Annotated in this window: 4 protein-coding genes; 1 reads left to right on the top strand and 3 read right to left on the bottom strand. The window is 63.0% G+C overall.

Annotated elements, in window-relative coordinates; all coding sequences use genetic code 11:
• Nucleotides 1-122: 122 nt before the first annotated feature.
• Genes CXQ81_RS02935 through CXQ81_RS02925 form a run of 3 tightly spaced genes read right to left on the bottom strand, consistent with a single transcriptional unit; the run spans nt 123 to nt 5,024 of the window.
• On the bottom strand, nt 123-1,490 hold the full coding sequence (locus CXQ81_RS02935; RefSeq protein ID WP_007928658.1) for an HlyD family type I secretion periplasmic adaptor subunit: 1,368 nt from the start codon (nt 1,488-1,490) through the stop codon (nt 123-125).
• Nucleotides 1,480-3,636: a type I secretion system permease/ATPase gene (locus CXQ81_RS02930; protein ID WP_037035296.1), complete on the bottom strand. Its 2,157-nt coding sequence runs from the start codon at nt 3,634-3,636 to the stop codon at nt 1,480-1,482. The genes CXQ81_RS02935 and CXQ81_RS02930 overlap by 11 nt, the downstream gene beginning before the upstream one ends.
• A 38-nt stretch (nt 3,637-3,674) precedes the next feature.
• Nucleotides 3,675-5,024: a TolC family outer membrane protein gene (locus CXQ81_RS02925; RefSeq protein ID WP_007928660.1), complete on the bottom strand. Its 1,350-nt coding sequence runs from the start codon at nt 5,022-5,024 to the stop codon at nt 3,675-3,677.
• A gap of 357 nt (nt 5,025-5,381) precedes the next feature.
• Between CXQ81_RS02925 and CXQ81_RS02920 the strand changes: the two genes are divergently transcribed.
• Nucleotides 5,382-21,023: a LapA family giant adhesin gene (locus CXQ81_RS02920; protein WP_101336417.1), complete on the top strand. Its 15,642-nt coding sequence runs from the start codon at nt 5,382-5,384 to the stop codon at nt 21,021-21,023.
• Nucleotides 21,024-21,159 lie beyond the last annotated feature (136 nt).

Here is a 21,159-nt window from a genome sequence, read left to right as displayed (position 1 = left end):
CACAAGCGCCTGTAGCCGCTGCCGCCAGGCTGCGATCGGCCCCGAAGGGGACGTGACGATTTCAATATCGCTGAAGGCCCTTCGGGCCTTATCGCAGCCTGGCGGCAGCGGCTACAAATGGCTCAACGCTCGTGCAGCGCCTCGGCACGGGCGCGGATGATCGGCTTGAGCAGGTAGCTGAGCACGCTCTTCTTGCCGGTGATGATGTCCACCGAGGCGACCATGCCGGGGATGATCAGCAAGGGCTTTTCATCGGTGCCCAGGTGGCTGCGGTCGGTGCGCAGCTTGATCACGTAGTAGGTGGTCTTCTTGTCTTCGTCGGTGATGGTGTCGGCGCCGATCTGTTCCAGCTTGGCCTTCAGGCCGCCGTAGATGGTGTAGTCATAGGCGGTGAACTTGACCACCGCTTCCTGCCCCGGGTGCAGGAAGGCGATGTCCTGCGGACGGATCTTCGCTTCCACCAGCAGGGTGTCGTCCAGCGGCACGATCTCCACCATGTCGCTGCCCGGCTGGATCACGCCGCCGATGGTGTTGACCATCAGTTGCTTGACGATGCCGCGCACCGGCGAGGTGACCAGGGTCCGGCTGACCCGGTCTTCCAGAGCCTTGCCGGTGGCGCTGGCCTTGTTCAGTTCGGTGCGCGCCTCGTTGAGCTGGGTCAGGGCTTCGCTGCGGAACTTGCCGCGGGTTTCGTCGACCTTGCGCTGGACTTCCTTGATCGCCGATTCGGCACGGGGAATCGCCAGGGTGGTGGCGTCCAGTTGCCCACGGGTCTCGACTTCGGCGCGCTTGAGCCGCAGCACTTCCACCGGCGACACCGCGCCCTGGGCCACCAGCGGCTCGGACATGGCGATTTCCTGGCGCTGCAGGCTCAGTTGCTGGCGGTACTGCGCCTGCTTGGAGGTGAACTCGCGCAGTTCCTGCTGCTTCTGGATCAGTTGTTCCTGCAGGCCGCCGACTTCGTCGTGCAACTGCTGGCGACGGCTTTCATACAGCGACTTTTCGCTGGCCGCCTGGCCAGGCACGGCGGCCATGGCATCGGCCGGGAAATTCAGTTCGCGGTTGTCGATCTCCGCGCTCAGGCGCTCGACCCGCAGCAGCATCGACAGGCGATCGGCCTCGGTCTCGCCGACGTTGGACTTGAAGCGCGTGTCGTCCAGGCGGATCAGCGGGGCGCCGGCTTCGACGATCTGCCCTTCCTTGACGAACAGTTCGGAGACGATACCGCCTTCCAGGTTCTGGATTTTCTGCACCTTGGACGACGGGATCGCCTTGCCCTCGCCCTTGGTCACTTCGTCGATCACCGCGAAGTTGGCCCACAGCAGCAGGAACAGGAAGAAGCCGATGATGCCCCAGATGGTCAGGCGGATAACCCGCGGCGCATCCTCGATCAGCGCCTTGTTGACCTCGGGCAGGGGTTGGTCGTGCAGCGATTCGGTGCCTTTGAAGTAGCGCAGGATCGAGTCTTTGAAACCGGATTTAAGCAACACTGATCTGCCCCTTCTTCAACGCTTCCATCACGACTGCTTTCGGCCCGTCGGCGAGGATCTGCCCGCGGTCGATCACCAGCAGGCGATCCACCAGCGACAGCAGCGAGGCACGGTGGGTGACCAGCACCACGGTCTTGGCTTCCACCACGGCTTGCAGGCGTTGTTTCAAGCGTTCTTCACCCGTGTTGTCCATGGCGCTGGTCGGTTCGTCGAGCAGCAGGATCGGCGGGTTGAGCAGCAGGGCCCGGGCCAGGGCGACGTTCTGCCGTTGGCCGCCGGAGAGGTTCTGCCCGCGCTCGCCGACCTGCAGTTCGTAACCCTGCGGGTGCAAGCGGGCGAACTCGTGGACGCCGGCCAGTTCGGCGGCCTGCAGCACCAGTTCGTCTTCGACGTAACGGGCGCCGGAGGTCAGGTTGTCACGCAGGGTGCCGGCCAGCAGCTGGATGTCCTGGGCCACATAACCGATGTTGTGGCGCAATTCGCTGACGTCGATCTGCCGGATGTCCACGCCGTCCACCAGCAAGGCGCCGGAGTCCGGGGCATACAGGCCCACCAGCAGCTTGGCCAGGGAGCTCTTGCCCGAGCCGCTGCGGCCGATGATGCCGATCTTCTCGCCCGGCTTGACCACCAGGTTGATGTTCTTCAACGCCGGGTTCTGCTGCCCCGGGTAGGTGAAATTCAGCTGCCGGCATTCGATGGCGCCCTGCAGCACGTTGCGGCTCAGGGGGCGCTCGTCGAAGTTGCGCTCCTGGGGCAGCTCCATCATCTGGTCGACCGAGGTCATGGTCACCCGCGCCTGCTGGTAGCGGGTCAGCAGGCCGGACAACGAGGCCAGCGGGCTGAGGGCGCGGCCGCTGAGCATGTAGCAGGCGATCAGCCCGCCCATGCTCAGGTTGCCGTCGATGATCTGGTACACGCCGAAGACGATCATGATCACCCCGGCCAGCTGCTGGATCAGCAGGGTGATGTTCATCGCCAGGCTGGAGAGCATCTTCACCCGCAGCTCGAGACGGCCCAGGGTGCCAATGGTCTGTTCCCACTGGTACTGGCGTTCGCTTTCAGCGTTGTTGACCTTCACCGCGTCCAGCCCGGCCAGGGTCTCGATCAGGCTCGACTGGCGCTCGGCGCCCAAGGCCATGGTTTTTTCCATGGTGGCGATCAGCGGTTTCTGCAGGGCATAGCCGATGCCCAGGGCAATCGGGAAGGCCAGCACCGGAATCCACACCAGGTGCCCGCCGAGGATCGCGATCACCAGGAAGATCAGCAGGGTGAACGGCAGGTCGATCAGGCTGGTTAGGGTCAGCGAGGCGAGGAAGTCGCGCAGGCTCTGGAACTCGTGGATGTTCTGGGCAAAGCTGCCGACCCGCGCCGGCCGGTACTTCATGGCCATGCCGACGATGCGCTCGAACAGCGTGGCCGAGATGATCAGGTCGGTCTTCTTGCCGGCCAGGTCCAGGCACAGGCTGCGCAGACTCTTGAGAATCAGGTCGAACAGGTAGGCGCCAGTGATGCCGATGGCCAGCACCCACAGGGTGGCGGCGGCCTGGTTGGGGACCACGCGGTCGTAGACGTTCATCACGAACAGCGGCGCGGCCATGGCAATGACGTTGATCAGCAGGCTGGCGGCGATGGCGTCGGCGTACAGCCAGCGCGAACGCTTCAAGGTGTCGCGGAACCAGGAGCGGGCGCGAGGAATCAGCGAGCCGTGGTTGACGTCGAATTTGTGTTGGGGCTGGGCGAAGAACACTTGCCCGCTGTAGTCGTCGGCCAGCATCTGGCGACTGACGCTGACCTCGCCGCCGTCGCTCTCGCTGAGCAGCAGGCGGGCCTTGTCCTCGCCCTGCCAGCCGAGCAGGACGGCGCTGCGGCCGTCCTTGAGCAAGAGCATGGCCGGCATGGCGATGGCAGGAATCTGCTCCAGCTTGCGCCGCAGCAAACGCCCCTGCAGGCCGGCGCGAGCGGCGGCGCGCGGCAGCAACTCGGCGCTCAGGCGCTGGGAGGGTAAAGGCAGGCCGGTGGTCAGCATGGCCGCGCTGGCCGGCTTCTGATGCAAGGAGCACAGGGTTAGCAGGGCATCCAGCAGCGGGTCGTCATGCATGCCGCGTGGATCATGGCTAAGTTGCACTCGACTGACTTCTGATTCCACGCTCGGCACTCTTTAACTGTCTATTGGATGAAAAGTACTCAATTCATCCCAGGCAGTTGGACCTTGGGCTTCACATCGTTCTGCACGACGGAAGCCATGGGTGCGACCACTCCCTGGCTCTTGAGCAATTCGCCCATGGTCGCCTTGATTCGATATTGAGTAAATAACTGAATGTTCTTGATTTCCGCCAAACGACGCGAGGCGGTGAACAGTTCATTCTCGCTATCGAGCAAGTCGAGCAAAGTGCGCTCGCCCAAACTGAATTGCTTCTGATACGCCTCACGCACGCTGGCGCTGCGATCGACATATTGCTGGGCGATCGGCACTTGCGCATTGGCGTTGTTCAAGGCGTTCCACGCCAAGCCTAGCTCTTCATTCAGAACACGCAGGGCGTTGTTACGAATATCCAGCGCCTGGGTGGACTGATAGGCCTTGGATTCCAAGTCGGCCTTGTTGCTGCCGCCGGCGAACAGGTTGAAGCGCATACGCAGCATGGCCTGCCATTCGTTGTTGTGGCCGTCGATGCCGTCCAGGTTGTTGTCGGCAGTACGCCCAAGCTCGGCATCGAAGCGCGGGTAGAAGGTCGACTTGGCGGCTTCGTACTGCTTCTCGGCGGCGACGATGTCGGATTCGGCCGAGCGCAGGATCGGGCTGTTTTCCAGCATCTGGCGCTGGGCTTCGTCGAGGCTGGCCGGCAGCAGGGCCATGAAGCCGACCGGGCGCTCCAGCTGATCCGGCATCTGGCCGACGGCGCTGAGGTAGTTGGTCTGGGCATCGGCCAGGTTGGTCTGTTCGGTGATCAGGTTGTTGCGCGCCTGGGCCATGCGCGCTTCCGCCTGGTCGAGGTCGGCGCGGCTGCCGACGCCGCGCTGGGTGCGCAGCTGGATCTGATCGTAGATGCGCTCGTGATTGCGCATGTTGTCTTCGGCCAGGCGCACGAACTCGCGCCGGGTCAGCACATCCAGGTACACCTGGGCCACGGTCAGCGCGGTGCGCTCGGAAGTGCCCAGCAACGAGTACGCCCGGGAATTGACGGTGGCTTGTTGACGCCCCACCTCGCTGGAGGTGGCAAAACCGTCAAAAACCATTTGCTGGAGACGTAAACTTGACTCGCTACGGTTCAGCGTCTCCCAGTGATTGCTCGATCCTGCACGGGTGGTCGGGCTGTCGGTGCCTTCACGACCATAACCGCCCAGCAAATCGACCCGCGGCAAATAGCCGCCCTTGGCCGCTTTGAGCTGGTAATCGGCTGCCAGGCGGCTATTCACCGCGGCCTGGATTTCCGGATGGACATCCAGCGCTTTCTGCATGGCTTCGGGCAGGGTTTGTGCTTGGGCGAAACTGGCGGCGAGTACGAAGGGTAAGGCTTTGAACAACTGCGGACGCATAGAGGGGTTCCCAGGACTTCTTGTCCCAAATCACAGCAAAACGAGGCGCTGCATCGGATGATGGCAACCGGAATGACCGTATATCGGAAAGTTCAAACCATGAACTGGGTCACACACTTTTAGACAGGTCGCCGCATGAATATCAATGTGACATTACCTTGACGATTGTTTAGGATGACACTCAGAAGGTCAATAGTTTGGCATATGGTTAATAGCAAAAAAATATAGCCAATTTATTGACAAATATTCGCGTCAAAATCACGTGTTTCTACACTCTGAAGAACGTCCAGACTGCGTCGGCGTATGCCCGTCAGGAACATGGAAGTCTACTGAACGGTACCCCCCGGAGAATCCTCAATGAGCAGTGTTGTTGCTACCGTCAAAAGCATTGTTGGCCAAGTTTTCGTCGTATCCCCGGAAGGGGTTCGCCGCGTACTCGTTGAGGGTGATCGCCTGTACGTAGGCGACCAGGTCGATACCGGCCTGGCGGGCGCCGTCAGCCTGGAACTGGCCGATGGCCGGACCCTGGACCTGGGTCGCGAAACGCAATGGAGCGGCAGTGCTCCGGACTCCAGCACCGACCTGGCCGAGGCCGCCGAGCAAGCTGCGCCGTCAGTCGCTGAGCTGCAGCAGGCAATCGTCGCCGGCGCGGACCCGACTACCGAGCTGGAAGCCACCGCGGCCGGCCCGACCGCCGCGGGTACCGGCGGCGCTGCGGGCGGCGGCCACAGCTTCGTGATGCTCGACGCCACGGCAGGCCGAGTCGACCCGACCATCGGCTTCCCGACCGTGGGCCTCGGCGCGGCGGGCACCGCGGCGCAAGACACCACCGGTGCGCTGACCACCAATGACAGCAGCACTACCACCGAGATCCTGCGCGACTCGACCCTGAGCCTGAGCGCAACCCCGACCATTACCGAAGCCGGCGGCGTACTGGTGTACACCGCCACGCTGACCCAGGCACCGCTGACGGGCCTGACCATCACCCTGTCCAACGGTTCGGTGATCGTGATTCCGGCCGGGCAACTGACCGGCACCGTCAACGTGCCGCTGGCACCGAACGACACCGTCTACAACGACCCGAAAGAGATCAGCGTGGGCGTCACCGGCACCACCGGCGGCGGAGGCCTGGTCGTGACCGTAGACCCGACGCCAGCCGTCACCCAGGTCACGGACACCGTGGACACCACCACCGTGACCCTGACCGCGGGCTCCAGCGTGACCGAGGGTGGCCAGATCACCTACACCGCGACCCTGACCAACCCGGCGCAGACCCCGGTCACCGTGACCCTGTCCAATGGCTCGACCATCACCATCGACGCCGGCCAGACTGTCGGCACCGTAGTGGTCGACACCCCGCCGAACGACGTCTACAACAATGGCAGCACCGTCAGCACCAGCATTACCGGGACTACCGGCGGCAACTTCGAGAACCTGGTGCCGAACCCGACGCCGGCGGTGACCACCATCACCGACTCGCCGGACACCACCGGCCTGACCCTGACCGCCAACGGCACCGTCGTCGAAGGCGGCCAGATCACCTACACCGCGACCCTGACCAACCCGGCACAGACGCCGGTCACCGTGACCCTGTCCAACGGCTCGATCATCACCATCGACGCCGGCCGGACCGTCGGCACCGTGGTGGTCGATACCCCGGCCAATGACGTCTACAACAACGGCAGCACGGTCAGCACCAGCATTACCGGCACCACTGGCGGCAACTTCGAGAACCTGGTGCCAAGCACCACGCCGGCGGTGACCACCATCACCGACTCGCCGGATGCCACCGGCCTGACCCTGTCGGCCACCGGCAGCGTGGTGGAGGGTGCCCAGATCACCTACACCGCGACCCTGACCAACCCCGCGCAGACGCCGGTCACCGTGACCCTGTCCAACGGTTCGACCATCACCATCGACGCCGGTAAAACCACCGGCACCGTGGTGGTCGATACCCCGGCCAACGACGTCTACAACAACGGCAGCACGGTCAGCACCAGCATTACCGGGGCCACCGGCGGCAACTTCGAGAACCTGGTGCCGAGCACCACGCCGGCACAGACCACCGTGACCGATTCGGTGGACAACACCGGCCTGAGCCTGACCTCCACCGGCACCGTCGTCGAAGGTGGCCAGATCACCTACACCGCGACCCTGACCAACCCGGCGCAAACCCCGGTTACCGTGACCCTGTCCAATGGCTCGACCATCGTGATCGAGGCCGGCAAAACCGTCGGCACCGTGGTGGTCGATACCCCGGCCAATGACGTCTACAACAACGGCAGCACAGTCAGCACCAGCATTACCGGCGCCACCGGTGGCAACTTCGAACAACTGACGCCCGACACCACGCCGGCGCAAACCACCATCACCGACTCCGTGGACGACACCGGCCTGAACCTGTCGGCCAGTGGTTCGGTCGCCGAAGGCGGCTCGATCGTCTACACCGCCACCCTGACCAACCCGGCCGGCACGCCGGTCACCGTGACCCTGAGCAACGGCGCCGTGATTACTATTGCCGCCGGTGCAACTACGGGTTCGGTGAGCGTTGCCGCGCCCGCCGACGACGTCTACAAGGACGCCGGCAAGGTCGAAGCGACTATCCAGGACGCCACTGGCGGCAACTTCGAAAACCTGGTGCCAAGCACCACGCCGGCGGTGACGGACATCACCGACACCATCGACACCTCTACTGTTTCGCTGACCGCGACGCCGTCCGTGGCCGAAGGCGGCACCGTGGTTTACACCGCCTCCGTGACCGCCCCAGTGACTGGTTCGCCTGTTGTGGTGACCCTGTCCAACGGCCAGACCATCACCATTCCAGTGGGTGAATCCTCCGGTACCGTCAATATCACGGCACCGAACGATGCCCTGGCCGGCGGCAGCTCCCTGAGCGCGACCATCACTGGCGCCACCGGTGGCAACTACGAGAAGTTGGATGTCGACGGCAAGCCTGCCGAGACCTCGGTTACTGATACTCCGGATACCACCAACCTGAGCCTGACAGCGACTGACACCGTCGCTGAAGGCGGTTCGATCGTTTACACCGCTACCCTGACTAACGCTGCCGGTACTCCGGTGACCGTAACCCTGTCGAACGGCGCGGTGATTACTATCGCTGCCGGCGCTACTACTGGTTCCGTCACCGTCGCAGCGCCTGCTGACGATGTGTACAAGGATGCTGGCAAGGTTGAAGTCAGTATCAAAGAAACTACTGGCGGTAATTTCGAGAACCTGGTTCCGAGCACTACCCCGGCCGTGACTGATATCACTGACACCATCGATACCTCGACCGTCAGCCTGACCGCGACGCCTAGCGTTGCTGAAGGTGGAGCTGTCGTTTACACCGCTTCCGTAACGGCTCCAGTGACCGGCTCGCCAGTAGTCGTAACCCTGTCCAACGGACAAACCATCACCATCCCGGTCGGCGAATCGTCCGGCACCGTGAACTTCACGGCACCAAACGATGCCCTGGCCGGCGGTAGCTCCCTGAGCACCACCATCACCGGCGCTACCGGCGGGAACTATGAAAAACTCGATGTCGACAGCAAACCTGCCGACACCTCGGTTACCGATACTCCGGATACCACTACCCTCAGCCTGACTGCGACCGACACTGTTGCTGAAGGCGGTTCGATCGTTTATACGGCCACCTTGACCAACGCCGCGGGCACACCTGTGACTGTGACCTTGAGCAACGGTGCCGTGATTACTATCGCTGCCGGTGCTACTACCGGTTCCGTCACCGTCGCAGCACCTGCTGACGATGTGTATAAGGACGCTGGCAAGGTTGAAGTCAGTATCAAAGAAACTACTGGCGGCAACTTCGAGAACCTGGTTCCGAGCACTACCCCAGCTGTGACTGATGTCACCGATACCATCGACACCAGTACCGTTTCGCTGACTGCTACTCCGTCCGTAGCCGAAGGCGGCACCGTGGTTTACACCGCGTCCGTGACCGCCCCAGTGACCGGTTCGCCGGTAGTGGTAACCCTGTCGAATGGCCAGACCATCACCATTCCGGTCGGCGAGTCGTCGGGCACCGTGAACTTCACCGCACCAAACGACGCCCTGGCGGGCGGTAGCTCCCTGAGCACTACCATCACCGGTGCCACCGGTGGCAACTACGAGAAGCTGGACGTCGACGGTAAGCCTGCCGAGACCTCGGTGACCGATACCCCGGACACTACCAACCTGACCCTCAGCGCCACAGATACCGTGGCCGAGGGTGGTTCGATCGTTTACACCGCGACTCTGACCAATGCGGCCGGCACGCCTGTAACCGTGACCTTGAGCAACGGCGCGGTGATCACCATCGCCGCCGGCGCAACCACGGGCTCCGTGACCGTGGCCGCACCGGCCGATGACGTCTACAAGGACGCCGGCAAAGTCGAAGTCAGCATCAAAGATGCTGCAGGCGGCAACTTCGAGAACCTGGTTCCGAGCACCATCCCAGCGGTCACCGATGTCACTGACACCATCGACACCAGCACTGTTTCACTGACCGCTACGCCGTCTGTGGCTGAAGGCGGCACCGTGGTTTACACCGCGTCCGTGACCGCCCCAGTGACCGGTTCGCCAGTCGTGGTGACCCTGTCCAACGGCCAGACCATCACCATTCCGGTCGGCGAGTCCTCCGGCACCGTCAATATCACGGCACCTAACGATGCCATCGCGGGCGGCAGTTCCCTGAGCGCGACCATTACCGGTGCAACGGGCGGTAACTACGAGAAGCTGGACGTTGACGGCAAGCCTGCCGAGACTTCGGTTACCGATACCCCGGACACTACCAACCTGACCCTCAGCGCCACCGACACCGTCGCTGAAGGCGGTTCGATCGTTTACACCGCGACGCTGACCAATGCGGCCGGCACGCCGGTAACCGTGACCTTGAGCAACGGTGCGGTGATCACTATCGCTGCCGGTGCGACCACCGGCTCTGTGACCGCCGCCGCCCCTGCGGATGACGTTTACAAAGATGCCGGTAAAGTCGAAGTCAGCATCAAAGAGACTGCTGGCGGCAACTTCGAGAGCCTGGTGCCGAGCACCACCCCAGCGGTCACCGATGTCACTGACACCATCGACACCAGCACTGTTTCGCTGACAGCCACTCCATCTGTGGCAGAAGGCGGCACCGTGGTTTATACCGCCTCCGTGACCGCTCCAGTAACCGGCTCTCCGGTCGTGGTCACTCTGTCCAACGGCCAGACCATCACCATCCCTGTAGGCGAATCGTCCGGCACCGTGAACTTCACCGCGCCAAACGATGCCCTGGCAGGCGGTAGTTCCCTGAGCACCACGATCACCGGTGCAACGGGTGGCAACTACGAGAAGCTCGATGTCGACAGCAAACCTGCCGACACCTCGGTTACCGATACTCCGGATACCACTACCCTCAGCCTGACTGCGACCGACACCGTCGCCGAGGGTGGTTCGATCGTTTATACGGCCACCCTGACCAACGCCGCAGGCACACCTGTGACTGTGACCTTGAGCAACGGTGCGGTGATCACTATCGCTGCCGGTGCGACCACCGGCTCTGTGACCGTCGCCGCCCCTGCTGACGATGTGTATAAGGACGCTGGCAAGGTTGAAGTCACCATCAAGGACGCCGCTGGCGGCAACTTCGAGAACCTTGTTCCGAGCACCACGCCTGCGGTCACCGACGTGACTGACACCATCGATACGTCGACCGTCAGCCTGACCGCTACGCCTAGCGTTGCTGAAGGCGGCATCGTGGTTTACACCGCCTCCGTAACGGCTCCGGTCACTGGTTCGCCTGTCGTTGTCACTCTGTCGAATGGCCAGACCATTACCATTCCTGTGGGCGAGTCCTCCGGCACCGTAAACTTCGTCGCCCCGAACGACGCCCTGGCTGGCGGCAGCTCTTTGAGCACCACCATCACCGGCGCAACGGGCGGTAATTATGAAAAACTCGATGTGGATAGCAAACCAGCTGACACCTCGGTGACCGATACCCCAGATACCACCAATCTGACCCTCAGCGCGACAGACACTGTGGCTGAAGGCGGTTCGATCGTTTACACCGCGACCCTGACCAATGCCGCTGGCACTCCGGTGACCGTGACCCTGTCGAACGGCGCAGTAATCACCATTGCTGCCGGCGCCACCACTGGCTCCGTCACCGTCGCGGCTCCAGCTGATGATGTGTACAAGGATGCGGGCAAAGTCGAAGTCAGTATCAAAGAGACCGCTGGCGGTAATTTCGAGAACCTGGTGCCAAGCACCACTCCGGCGGTGACCGATGTCACCGACACTATCGACACCAGCACCGTTTCGCTGACCGCTACTCCGTCTGTTGCTGAAGGTGGCATTGTCGTTTACACCGCCTCCGTGACCGCGCCGGTTACTGGTTCGCCTGTAGTCGTCACTTTGTCCAACGGCCAGACCATCACTATTCCTGTAGGTGAATCGTCCGGCACCGTGAACTTCACCGCTCCAAACGATGCCCTGGCGGGCGGTAGCTCCCTGAGCACCACCATCACCGGCGCTACCGGCGGCAACTACGAGAAGCTGGATGTTGATAGCAAGCCAGCGGACACCTCGGTTACCGATACCCCGGACACCACCACTCTGAGCCTGACAGCGACTGATACCGTCGCCGAAGGTGGTTCGATCGTTTATACGGCCACCTTGACCAATGCCGCCGGCACGCCGGTAACCGTGACTCTGTCGAACGGTGCAATCATCACCATCGCAGCCGGTGCGACCATGGGCTCTGTGACCGTCGCGGCTCCAGCCGATGACGTCTACAAAGATGCCGGTAAAGTCGAAGTCAGCATCAAGGATGCTGCAGGCGGTAACTTCGAAAACCTGGTACCAAGCACTACCCCAGCTGTGACTGATGTCACCGATACCATCGACACCAGTACCGTTTCGCTGACTGCTACTCCGTCCGTGGCAGAAGGCGGCACCGTGGTTTACACCGCGTCCGTGACCGCCCCAGTGACCGGTTCGCCGGTAGTGGTAACCCTGTCGAATGGCCAGACCATCACCATTCCGGTCGGCGAGTCGTCGGGCACCGTGAACTTCACCGCACCAAACGACGCCCTGGCGGGCGGTAGCTCCCTGAGCACTACCATCACCGGTGCCACCGGTGGCAACTACGAGAAGCTGGACGTCGACGGTAAGCCTGCCGAGACCTCGGTGACCGATACCCCGGACACTACCAACCTGACCCTCAGCGCCACAGATACCGTGGCCGAGGGTGGTTCGATCGTTTACACCGCGACTCTGACCAATGCGGCCGGCACGCCTGTGACCGTGACCTTGAGCAACGGTGCGGTGATCACCATCGCCGCCGGCGCAACCACGGGCTCCGTGACCGTGGCCGCACCGGCCGATGACGTCTACAAGGACGCCGGCAAGGTCGAAGTCAGCATCAAAGATGCTGCAGGCGGCAACTTCGAGAACCTGGTGCCGAGCACCACCCCAGCCGTTACTGACGTCACCGACACCATCGATACGTCGACCGTCAGCCTGACTGCCACTCCTAGCGTCGCCGAGGGTGGCACCGTGGTTTACACCGCGTCGGTCACCGCTCCAGTGACTGACTCGCCTGTTGTGGTGACCTTGTCCAATGGACAGACCATCACTATTCCAGTGGGTGAGTCTTCCGGCACCGTGAACTTCACCGCACCAAACGACGCCCTGGCCGGTGGCAGCTCTCTGAGCACCACCATCACCGGTGCCACCGGTGGCAACTACGAAAAACTCGACGTTGATAGCAAACCAGCTGAAACCTCGGTTACCGACACCCCTGACACCACCAATCTGAGCCTGACAGCGACTGACACTGTCGCTGAAGGGGGTTCGATCGTTTACACCGCTACCCTGACCAATGCCGCGGGCACTCCGGTGACCGTGACCCTGAGCAACGGCGCGGTGATCACCATCGCCGCCGGCGCAACCACGGGCTCCGTGACCGTGGCCGCACCGGCCGATGACGTCTATAAAGACGCTGGCAAGGTTGAAGTCACCATCAAGGACGCCGCTGGCGGTAATTTCGAGAACCTGGTGCCAAGCACTACTCCGGCTGTGACTGACGTCACCGACACCATCGATACGTCGACCGTCAGCCTGACCGCGACGCCTAGCGTTGCTGAAGGTGGAGTTGTCGTTTACACCGCCTCCGTAACCGCGCCGGTTACTGGCTCGCCAGTTGTGGTCACTCTGTCCAACGGCCAGACCATCACCATTCCGGTGGGTGAATCGTCCGCTACCGTGAACTTCACGGCACCAAACGATGCCCTGGCTGGCGGCAGCTCTCTGAGCACCACCATCACCGGCGCTACTGGCGGCAACTACGAGAAGCTGGACGTTGACGGCAAGCCTGCTGACACCTCGGTTACCGATACCCCGGACACTACCAACCTGACCCTCAGCGCCACAGATACCGTGGCCGAGGGTGGTTCGATCGTTTACACCGCTACCCTGACTAACGCTGCCGGTACTCCGGTGACCGTAACCCTGTCGAACGGCGCGGTGATTACTATCGCTGCCGGCGCCACTACTGGTTCCGTGACCGTCGCAGCGCCTGCTGACGATGTGTACAAGGATGCGGGCAAGGTTGAAGTCACCATCAAGGACGCCGCTGGCGGCAACTTCGAGAACCTCGTTCCGAGCACTGCCCCGGCCGTGACTGATGTCACTGACACCATCGATACCTCGACCGTCAGCCTGACCGCGACGCCTAGCGTTGCTGAAGGGGGCGTTGTCGTTTACACCGCGTCCGTGACTGCGCCAGTGACTGGCTCGCCAGTCGTGGTAACCCTGTCGAATGGCCAGACCATCACCATCCCGGTCGGCGCCAGCAGCGGTACCGTGAATTTCGTCGCGCCTAACGACGCACTGGCGGGCGGCAGCTCTCTGAGCACCACCATCAAGGAAGCTACCGGTGGTAATTACGAGAAGCTGGACGTTGATAGCAAACCTGCCGAAACCTCGGTGACCGACACCCCGGACACTACTACTCTGAGCCTGACGGCGACTGACACCGTCGCCGAAGGTGGATCGATCGTTTACACCGCAACCCTGACCAATGCAGCCGGCACGCCGGTAACCGTGACCTTGTCGAACGGTGCCGTAATCAACATTGCCGCCGGTGCAACCACAGGCTCCGTCACCGTCGCTGCTCCAGCTGATGATGTGTACAAGGATGCCGGCAAGGTCGAAGTGACCATCCAGACCGCCACTGGCGGCAACTTCGAAAACCTGGTGCCGAGCACTACGCCGGCGGTGACCGACGTCACCGATACCATCGATACCTCAACTGTCAGCCTGACCGCCACGCCGTCCGTGGCTGAAGGTGGCGTGGTGGTGTACACCGCCTCCGTGACCGCTCCAGTAACCGGTTCGCCGGTTGTAGTGACCCTGTCCAACGGCCAGACCATCACCATCCCGGTGGGTGAGTCGTCCGGCACCGTGAACTTCACTGCGCCGAACGATGCCCTGGCCGGCGGTAGCTCCTTGAGCACCACCATCACTGGTGCCACCGGTGGCAACTACGAAAAACTCGACGTTGATAGCAAACCAGCTGAAACCTCGGTTACCGACACCCCTGACACCACCAATCTGAGCCTGACAGCGACCGACACTGTCGCTGAAGGTGGTTCGATCGTTTACACCGCTACCCTGACCAATGCCGCGGGCACTCCGGTGACCGTGACCCTGAGCAATGGCGCGGTGATCACCATCGCCGCCGGCGCAACCACGGGCTCCGTGACCGTCGCAGCGCCTGCTGACGATGTATACAAGGATGCCGGCAAGGTCGAAGCGACCATTCAGGACGCCACCGGTGGCAACTTTGAAAACCTGGTGCCGAGCACCACGCCGGCAGTGACTGACGTCACTGATACTATCGATACCTCGACCGTCAGCCTGACCGCTACTCCTAGCGTCGCCGAAGGCGGCACCGTGGTTTACACCGCCTCCGTGACTGCTCCGGTCACCGGCTCGCCGGTCGTCGTCACCCTTTCCAACGGCCAGACCATCACCATTCCGGTCGGCGCCAGCAGTGGTACTGTGAACTTCGTCGCACCTAACGATGCCTTGGCCGGCGGCAGCTCTCTGAGCACCACCATCAAGGACGCTACGGGTGGCAACTACGAGAAGCTGGCTATCGACAGCAAGCCGGCTGATACCTCGGTCATCGATACTCCGGATACCACCACCCTCAGCCTGGCTGCGACCGATACCGTGGCAGAAGGCGGTTCGATCGTTTATACGGCCACCCTGACCAATGCCGCTGGTACGCCAGTGACCGTCACTCTGAGCAACGGCGCGGTGATTACTATTGCCGCCGGTGCAACTACGGGTTCCGTGACCGTGGCCGCTCCAGCCGATGACGTCTATAAAGACGCCGGCACCGTGCAAGCCACGATCCAGACCGCCACCGGCGGTAACTTCGAAAACCTGGTACCAAGCACTACCCCAGCTGTGACTGATGTCACCGATACCATCGACACCAGTACCGTTTCGCTGACCGCTACTCCGTCCGTGGCAGAAGGCGGCACCGTGGTTTACACCGCGTCCGTGACCGCTCCAGTAACCGGTTCGCCGGTTGTGGTGACCCTGTCCAACGGCCAGACCATCACCATCCCGGTGGGTGAGTCGTCCGGCACCGTGAACTTCACTGCGCCAAATGACGCACTGGTCGGCGGCAGTTCCCTGAGCACCGCCATCACTGGCGCAACGGGCGGCAACTACGAAAAACTCGATGTCGACAGCAAGCCTGCTGACACCTCGGTTACCGATACCCCGGACACCACCAACCTGACCCTCAGCGCCACCAACACCGTGGCCGAGGGCGGATCGATCGTCTACACCGCCACCCTGACCAACGCCGCGGGCACTCCGGTGACCGTGACCCTGAGCAACGGCGCGGTGATCAACATCGCCGCCGGTGCCACCACCGGCACCGTGACCGTGGCCGCTCCAGCGGACGATGTGTACAAAGACGCCGGCACCGTGCAAGCCACCATCCAGACCGCCACCGGCGGCAACTTCGAGAATCTGGTACCTAGCACTGCACCGGCGGTGACCAACGTCACCGACACCATCGACACCTCGACCGTCAGCCTCACCGCGACTTCGAATGTGGCCGAAGGCGGCACCGTGGTTTACACCGCGTCGGTCACCGCTCCAGTAACCGGTTCGCCGGTCGTGATCACTCTGTCCAATGGCCAGACCATCACCATTCCGGTCGGCGCCAGCAGCGGTACCGTGAATTTCGTGGCGCCTAACGATGCCTTGGCGGGTGGCAGCTCCCTGAGCACCACCATCACCAACGCCACCGGCGGCAACTACGAAAAACTGGCGGTCGACAGCAATCCGGCCAACACCACGGTCACCGATACGCCGGACACCACGTCCCTGACCCTCAGCGCCACCAACACCGTGGCCGAGGGCGGATCGATCGTCTACACCGCCACCCTGACCAACGCCGCGGGCACTCCGGTGACCGTGACCCTGAGCAACGGCGCGGTGATCAACATCGCCGCCGGCGCCACCACTGGCACCGTGACCGTGGCCGCTCCAGCGGACGATGTGTACAAAGACGCCGGCACCGTGCAAGCCACCATCCAGACCGCCACCGGCGGCAACTTCGAGAATCTGGTACCTAGCACTGCACCGGCTGTGACCAACGTCACCGACACCATCGACACCTCGACCGTCAGCCTGAAGGCGACGCCGTCGGCGGTCGAAGGCGGCGCCGTGACCTACACCGCCACCGTGACCTCGCCGGTCACCGGCAGCCCGGTCGTGGTGACCCTGGCCAATGGCGAGAAGATCACCATCGCGGTCGGCCAGACCACCGGGTCGGTGAGCATCACCGCGCCTAACGATGTCCTGGTTGGCCACACGCCACTGAGCAACTCGATCAGCACCGTCAGCGGCGGCAACTTCGAGAACCTGGTGGCCGACAAGACGCCGGTCAGCACCACCGTGACCGACACCCCGGACACCACCAACCTGTCGCTCAGCGCCACCAGCACCGTGGCCGAAGGCGGTTCGATCGTCTACACCGCGACCCTGACCAACGCCACCGGCACGGCCATGACCGTGACCCTGAGCAACGGCGCGGTGATCAACATCGCCGCCGGCGCCACCAGCGGCAGCGTGACCGTGGCCGCGCCGAGCGACGATGTGTACATCGACGCCGGCAACGTCAGCGCCAGCATCGCCAGCACCACCGGCGGCAACTTCGAGAACCTGGTGCCAAGCACCACGCCGGCCGTGACCAGCGTCACCGACACCATCAATACCACCACTGTGAGCATCAACGGCAGCACCTCGGTCACCGAAGGCCAGGCCGCGACCTACACCGTCAGCCTGACCAGCCCGGCGCAAACCGAGGTCACCCTGAAGATCAGCTACAGCGGCACCGCCGCCGACGGCTCGGACTTCACCGGCGTGTACACCGTGAAGATCCCGGCGGGTTCCAGCAGCGCCAGCTTCAACGTCGCCACCCTCGACGACAAGATCACCGAGAGTACGGAAAACTTCGTGGTCAAGATCGACTCGGCCACTGGCGGCAACTTCGAGAACCTGGTGGTCAGCGGCACCAATGGCAGCGTCACCACCTCGATCATCGACAACGATGCGCCACCGGTCCTCGACCTGGATGCCAACAACTCCAGCGGCGCCACCGGGGCCGACTACAAGGTGACCTTCACCGAAGGCACCAGCGGCCCAGGCGTGTCCATTGGCGATACCGACCTGTCGATCACCGACCCGGACAGCACGATGCTGACCGGCGCCACCATCGTGCTGACCAACCGTCAGCCGGGCGACTCGCTGAACCTGGGTAACAGCGTCAACGGCATCACCATCAATGCCAACAGCCAGGCGGGCACCATCACCCTGACCCTGTCCGGCAATGCGACGCTGGCCGACTACATGCAGCAGATCAAGAACATCACCTTCACCAACAACAGTGAGGACCCGAGCACCACGCCGCGGACCATCACCGTGACGGTGACCGATGGCAGCAACTACTCCAACGTCGCTACCACCACGGTCAACGTGGTGGCGGTGAACGACGCGCCAGTGGCCACCGGCGGCGCCGTGACCGGCACCGAAGACACCGCCCTGACCCTGACCTGGGCCACCTTCGGCGTCAGCGACGTGGACAGCCCTGCGGCCAGCCTCGGGGTGAAAATCACCCAGCTGCCGGGCGACGGCAAGCTGCAGTACCTCGACGGCTCGACCTGGAAGGACGTGGCCAGCAACCAGACCTTCAGCAAGGCCGATATCGACGCCGGCAAGCTGCGCTTCACCCCGGATGCCAACGAGTCGGGTGTCGACGGCTACAACGGCAGCGGCGTGGGCAACCAGCAGGCCGACTACGCGCAGATCAAGTTCCAGCCAACCGACGGCCAGGCCCTGGGTACCACCGGCACCGTGAAGATCGACATCACTCCGGTGGCCGATGCGCCGACCCTGGGCGTGGCGAGCAACAGCGTGAACTCCATCGGCCTGCTCAAGGAGTCCTGGAGCAGCCTCAGCGGCCTGGGCACCAACGGCAACGGCATCACCGGCGATGCGCTGAAAAACGTCTTCAACAACTCCGGCAACCCGACCAGCAGCACGACGGTGACCAATGCCCAGTCCGACGCCAGCGTGGCCGGCGGCAGCGGCTCGAAAACCTCCGGCCTGATCTACCTCGAAGCCGGCAAGACCTACAGCTTCAGCGGTGTCGGCGACGACAGCCTGCTGATCACCATCGGCGGCAAGAACGTGGCCACCGCGACCTGGGGGGCCGGTGGCAGCATCAGCGGTTCGTTCACCCCGACCACCAGCGGCTACTACACCCTGGACATCTACCACGCCAACCAGAGCGGCCCGGGCAGCTATGACGTCAACCTGTCAGTCAATGGCAGCACACCGGTCGACCTGAGCAACGCCAACATCCCGATGTACCCGAGCGAAACCGCGCTGAACAATGCCGGCGTAACCCTTTCCGAGCTGCACGGCAGCAACGGCGAGGGCTACTACGACGGCTACAAGCTCAACGAGGGTGCCGAAGGTGGCAGCGTCAAGCTGTCGAAGATCACCACCGCCCTGACCGATACCGACGGCTCGGAAAGCCTGAGCGTGAAGATCGGCGGCATTCCGGCCGGTTCGGTGCTCAGCGATGGCGCCGGTCATACCTTCACCGCGGGCGGCAGCGTCAGCGAAGTCAATGTCACCGGCTGGAACCTGGGTACGCTGACCCTTACCCCGCCGTCGCACTACAGCGGCTCGTTCAACCTGACCGTGACCTCGACCTCCACCGAGTCCCTGGGCGGCTCGGCCAGCAGCACCGCGCAGATCCCGGTCACGGTGTACCCGGCAACCTACAGCGCCAGCGTCGCCACGGCGGGCGACGACAACTTCGTCGGCACCGAGGGCAACGACATCATGGTCGCCGACGTCGCCGGCCTGAACGTGGTGCAAGGCAAGAACTACAACATCGCGTTCATGGTCGACAGCTCCGGCAGCATGAGCGATACCTCGCTCAACGCCGCCAAGAACTCGCTGACCACGGTGTTCAACACCCTGAAAAACAGCCTGGGCAGCAGCACCTCGGGCACCGTGAATATCTTCCTGGCGGACTTCGATACCCAGGTCAACAAGCAGGTTTCGGTAAACCTCAACGATCCGAACGCCCTGACCCAGCTCAAGGCGATTCTGGACAGCATGGCGTCCGGCGGCGGCACCAACTACGAGGACGTGTTCAAGACCACGGCCAACTTCTTCCTGAGCAGCGCGGCCACCAGCAATACCAACGCCACCAACCTGACGTACTTCATCACCGACGGCAAACCGACGTACTACCAGTCCGGCGAGCAGACCAACCCGATCCTGTACGGCAGCGTCAGGCTCGATAACGTGATCACTACCAGCAACTATCAGCTGGGCGATACCGTCCGGCTGCAACCGGACAGCACGCACCTGATCGATATCAACAGCAGCGGCAGCGTCACGGTATGGACGCAGGCCTGGGGCAGCTGGTCCAGTTACAACGCTGGCACCCTGCATGCCCAGGGCGATGGCACCTATGAACTGTCCAGCCTGGGCGGCGCGGGCAGCTACACCAACAACGCCACCACCACCAACTCCACCAGCGGCTTCGCCCTGCTGAGCAACCTGTCGCAGGTGGAAGCGATCGGCCTGAACAACGACGTCAGCCTCAACGACCTGCGGCCGTACGACACCGACAGCACCCCACAGACCAATATCGACCCGTCGAACCTGGCCGACGCTATCCTCGGCCATACCGAAGCGACCATGCCGGGAGCCGACACGGTCAACGGCGGCAACGGCAACGACATCATCTTCGGCGACCTGGTGAGCTTCAACGGCATCGCCGGCGAGGGCTACCAGGCCATGCAGGCCTTCGTGGCGCAGAAGACCGGCGTGGCCGCGAGCAGCGTCACCACCAGCAACGTGCACCAGTACATCACCGAGCACTACACCGACTTCGATGTGTCCGGGGCCCATGACGGCAATGACACGCTGCTGGGCGGCGCCGGCAACGACATCATCTTCGGCCAGGGTGGCAACGACCTGCTCGACGGTGGCAAGGGCAACGACATCCTGTTGGGCGGTACCGGCAACGACACGCTGATCGGTGGCGCGGGCAATGACATCCTGATCGGCGGCTCGGGTGCCGACACCTTCGTCTGGAAGGCCGGCGACACCGGCAATGACGTGATCAAGGACTTCAAGGCCAGCGAAGGCGACCGTATCGACCTGCGGGACCTGTTGCAGGGCGAGAGCGCCAGTACCATCGACAACTTCCTGAAGATCACCACAGTGGACGGTACCTCGACCCTGCAGGTCAGTTCCGAAGGCAAGCTCAACGCGGCCGGCGGCATTGCCAACGCGGACGTGACGATCAAGCTGGAGGGCAACAACTGGTCCAACACCAACATCAACTCGCTGATCGCCGGTAGCGACCCGACCATCAAGATCGATCACAACAACAGCTGATCCACGGTCGACCGGCCACCCGTCCTGGGTGGCCGGTTCTTCCCACCGTGACGATTGTGCCGCCACGTCGCATACTCGCGACCAAAGCGCGCCGGTGGCCTATGCTGCTGACAGCATGATGCCGGACCATATCTAG

The organism is Pseudomonas sp. 09C 129 (assembly GCF_002843625.1).
GTDB classification, from domain to species: domain Bacteria; phylum Pseudomonadota; class Gammaproteobacteria; order Pseudomonadales; family Pseudomonadaceae; genus Aquipseudomonas; species Aquipseudomonas chlororaphis.
This window is presented reverse-complemented; position numbering and strand designations above follow the sequence as displayed.